This is a genomic window from Flavobacterium croceum DSM 17960, from assembly GCF_002917885.1.
GTDB lineage: Bacteria > Bacteroidota > Bacteroidia > Flavobacteriales > Flavobacteriaceae > Flavobacterium > Flavobacterium croceum.
Map to the genome: position 1 here is coordinate 1 of NZ_PQNY01000043.1, position 4,813 is coordinate 4,813.

General features: G+C 30.6%; 3 protein-coding genes. All 3 read left to right on the plus strand.

Features of this window, described 5'->3' with window-relative positions:
• Window positions 1-120: 120 nt before the first annotated feature.
• Window positions 121-1,275 carry a hypothetical protein gene (locus Q361_RS13025; RefSeq protein ID WP_146047038.1) on the plus strand — a complete coding sequence of 385 codons (1,155 nt, stop codon included), beginning with the start codon at window positions 121-123 and terminating at the stop codon, window positions 1,273-1,275.
• A 144-nt stretch (window positions 1,276-1,419) separates the two neighbouring features.
• A complete protein-coding gene (locus Q361_RS13035) occupies window positions 1,420-3,837 on the plus strand; it encodes a hypothetical protein (protein ID WP_103727164.1) in 2,418 nt (805 codons plus the stop codon).
• Between the two features lie 165 nt (window positions 3,838-4,002).
• Complete coding sequence (locus Q361_RS13040; RefSeq protein ID WP_103727165.1) at window positions 4,003-4,584, plus strand: hypothetical protein; 582 nt, start codon at window positions 4,003-4,005, stop codon at window positions 4,582-4,584.
• Window positions 4,585-4,813: the final 229 nt, after the last annotated feature.

Sequence of the window (4,813 nt, forward strand, 5' to 3'; positions counted from 1 at the left end):
ATTTGAAATCGGAAAGGTTTTTAATTTAAAGTTTTAGCTATATTTGTAAAGGCTTGTGATAAATCATCGCCACTGAAGCAAGCCGCGAAACGTTAGTGGCAATTTTTTGAGAACCGAAAAATGAAACATATTTTATTCGTATTAGTGACTTTTTTGACTTTGGCTTGTAACGGACAAGAACCAAAACAAGACAAATTTACATTGACCGTTTCGCCAATTATTGACAAAGCTGACAAAGCCAATCTGTTAATTATTGAAACTTTGACTGAATTTCTGAAAACTAAAAATGCTTCATTGACAGAAAATAAATTTTGGATACAATCAGATTTTCAAAAGTTCGTATTTCCTTATCTTGACATTTACAACATAGAAAATTCAAGGTACGGAAGCGATTTTTTTAGACCAACTTTAATGGAAATTATACCGACAGAAAAGCCAAGTCAAAAAGTTGTGAAAATTGCTTTTATCGGACATAATAATGAAACGAATGAAAATCAGCTAAAATCAATTTATAACCTTATTGCAAATATTCAACAAGACAAAGTTTTGTTCAGTAGATATCTTGACTATACAACTCAAAACTGGAAAACTGAAACAAAAGAAAGTTTAAACTATAAAATATCACCAAACAAAACCATAAACAAAACTGAAATCGCAAAACAGCAAAAAGACATTGACAAAATTTGCAATTTCTTCCAATGCAAGCCAATAGAAATTACCTATTATTCTTGTATGAACCCAAAAGAACTTTTTGAAATCAAAGGATTTGACTACAACCCAATGATGTATGTTGATAAATCGGGTGGACTTGCTGATTATGGAAATATTATATTTTCAGGAAATAACTCAGAAATCTATACTCACGAAATAATTCATATTTATACAAGTAATCTTTTTCCTAAAATTGATAAATTTATTGACGAAGGTTTGGCTACAATTATGGCAGGAAGCGGAAAATATAGTTATGAATGGCACAGAAAAAAACTTGACAAATTCCTAAATGAAAATAAAGATTACAATTTTGCGATACATACAGACATATATGAAAGAAATTATTTTGAAAACGAAACTTCAATTCCATATTTGACTTCTGCCTTAATTTTGGAAAGAACATTAAGAGTTTATGGTAAAGGGAAGTTAATGGAATTATTAAAGTCTGAAAATGAACTTTGGACAACTTTAAAAACTATAGGTTTGACAAAAGAAAATATAAACGAAGAATTACGAAAACAAATAAAACTGCCACTAACATCGGTTTGGCAATATGGCGGGTGAAGTGCTTCTATGAAACATTTGTGCAAGGTTCAACAGCAGTAATTTTATTGAACATTTGTGCTAAAAATCCGCCACATCGCCAAGCCGCAAAACGTTACCAGCAATTATATGAAAAACAGCATAAATAAAGACGATAGACCATAAATGAAGTATAAAAACATAAGAGAAGAAGAGCTAAAAAACAAAGTTGGTGCGGACTGGTTTAAATCATTTGACACAACAGAAATTCTCGGAAATATAGATTTTACAGTTTTTCCAAAACAAGATAGTATTTTTGGACGAACACCTTTATTGTGGGCAGAAGCAAAAACAGGAAATTTTGACGTTCCAACAATGTTTGTTCAATTAATTCTAACAATTGGAAAAGCACGAACATTTGACAAAACTTTGCCTCCAGCCTTTTTAGGTGCTTTTGACTTCAAAAAAATTGCTTTTGTTCCATACATTAGTGTTCAGGATATTTTCTATTTAAATGACTTTAATTGGAATGTTACACCAAGTAATCACGAAACAAAAGAATTCAAATTAATTAAGGATCGTGTTGAAGCAACACTTAAAAAAAACACAACTGTTTACGATTATGAAAAAGACGAAAAAGACCTTAAACACTTTATCGCAAACAATATTGCAAACTCAACAGAAACAGCTAAAATAAGGATTGACAAAAATAATTTTATTCCTATTTATTTGCGTTGGCTTGATATAGTAAAACCAACAATTGATGTACATTGGGACGAACTGAAAAAATCGGGAATTTTAGATAGTGATTTTTATTTGGCAGACCTTTTTGTTGACGACAAAGACACTCAAAAAATTGACGACGATATTACACTTCGTGATAATTTGTTTGTAATTTTTCAAAACCAAGGTTACAAAATAGCCAAAGAAAATATAAAGCAAATGTTTGATGCAACAATCAACATTCGCAATAGAGAAGCGTATCAATTATTTTGGAAACGCTACAAAAGACCGCCAATAAAAGAGTTTCAAGAATATATAATTGAACGTAGAGATTTACTTGTTCCACAAGATATTCGAGAAAGACAAGGTGCATTTTTTACACCAAGAATTTGGGTTGAACTTTCTCAAAAATATCTTGGAGATTTATTAGGAGAAAATTGGCAAGATGAATATTATATTTGGGACTGTGCCGCTGGCACGGGCAATCTTCTTGCTGGTTTAACTAATAAATACAATATTTTCGCAAGTACACTTGACCAAGCTGATGTTAAAGTTATTCACGAAAGAATCGACCACGGTGCAAATCTTTTGAAAAACCACGTTTTTCAATTTGATTTTCTAAATGACGATTTCTCAAAACTTCCACAAAATTTACTTGAAATAGTAAATAATGAAAGTAAACGAAAAAAACTTATCATATACATAAATCCACCTTATGCAGAAGGCGACAATGTTCGTGGTATAGGTCGCAAAGATATTCACGTTAGCAAAATACATAGCAAATATCAAACGCTAATGGGTAAAGCAAGTAGTGAAATGTTTGCGCAATTTTTTACCAGAATACACCAAGAAATCCCTAACAGCGTGCTTGCAGAATTTTCAAAGTTGAAAATTCTGCAAGCACCAAACTTCTCGGATTTCCGAAAATTCTTTCGAGCGAAGCTCGAAAAATTTTTTATAGTTCCAGCCAATACATTTGATAATGTCAAAGGGGATTTTCCAATCGGGTTTTTTGTTTGGAATACAAGTAAAAATGAAATTTTTGAGCAAACAATTGCAGATATTTACGATGCAAAAGGAATTTTCATTGGTTCAAAAACAATAAACTCATATGATAATTCAAAATACATTAGTGATTGGCTTGAAATAAACTCAAAGAAAAACTCAACAAACTATATTGGTCATCTTGCGTCAGTTGGAAATGATTTTCAAAATCAACGTATGATATTTATTGATAATGAAGAAAAAGGAAGTTGGAAAAAAGGCGGTAGACACACAAGAATAACAGTAGAAAATTTAATTTACACTTCTATCTATTTTGCAGTTAGAAAAGTAATTCCTGCATCGTGGTTAAATGACAGAGACCAATTTTTATTTCCAAACGAACATTGGGAAAACGACAAAGAATTTCAAAGTGATTGCCTTATTTATACAATTTTCAATACAAACATTCAATCAAGATTTGGAGTAAATCATTGGATTCCGTTTACTGAAAACGAAGTAAATGCAAAAGAAAGATTTACAAGTAATTTTATGTCTGACTACATAAACGGAAAACTGAAAACAGAAAATATTGATAACTTATTTGGTAATGAAAAAATAGAATATAAACCATTACATTTTTCAAACGACGCAAACGAAGTTTTAAATTCTGGGCGAGAATTGTGGAAATATTACAATTCATTTAATGCAACAATTGCAAATGCAAGTTTATATGACATAAGAGAATTTTTCCAAGGTAGAAATGAAAAAGGCAGAATGAACTCAAGAAGTAATGACGAAAAATACACAGAACTAATCAGTGATTTAAGAAATAAATTAAATGTATTAGCGGACAACATAAAACCGAAAATATACGAATATGAGTTTTTAAAAGAATAACTGCTGGTAACAGCGGTTTTGCGAAATTTGGGTTTTAAGGCTAAATTTAATGTTGGTTTTGTAATTGCAAAGTTCAGTCTTTAATTTATACATTTGGCTTACCAAATCCCCAACCTCGCAAAGCGCCGGGACGTTGGCAGTAACTATAAAAAAACAGACCGGAAAATGATAGAAAAAAAGATAAATTTATTAATTGTAATATTACTATTTTCTCTAAAAATTAATGCACAAGAAAATGAATTCACAAGAAGCTCAATTAAAACTGGAATCGGAGTTGGAATAAATGATGGAATTGAAGAAAGTGGATTGGGTTTTGTTTATTCAGTTGGCTATCAAAAAAGTTTTGGAAAAAAAGAAAAATTCAGAATTAATCCTAATTTACTATATGGAGGTTTTAATTCTAGCGGTATAACTGATACTCGGGAACAATTTTTCAGAATTACTTCAATTGGTATGAATGTAAATTATGATTTGGTTAAATATAAATCAGTTTCACTATTAATAACTTCTGGCGGATTTTTAAATTATTCTAGAGGTTTATTTGGAACTGGTGGCGAAAATGAAATTAGAAACTCAAGATATTTTAATCAACTATATTTTGGAGGAACTGCTGGGATTGGAATTAGAATAAACTCAACCAAAAGTAGATTTGCGTACGAAATAAAACCATTAAATGTACAAATTGGAAATAAAGGATTTGTGCTTGGTTACATAATGTTCGGAATGGACATCAAAATAAAAAAATAGCTACTGCCAACAGCGGTTTCAAGAAATGGCGAGGCTCGGGATTTATCAGAAATTGGAAAGGTTTTTAATTAAAAGTTTTTGTTATATTTGTAAAGGCTTGGTCTTGGTTCATCGCCACTTCATGAAGCCGCGAAACGTTGTGCGTCATACTACCGCAACAGAATAGAAAACTGAAAAAAGTAATTAATTAAAAATAAAAAAATGTATCAAAAATTAACAAAAAATCAAT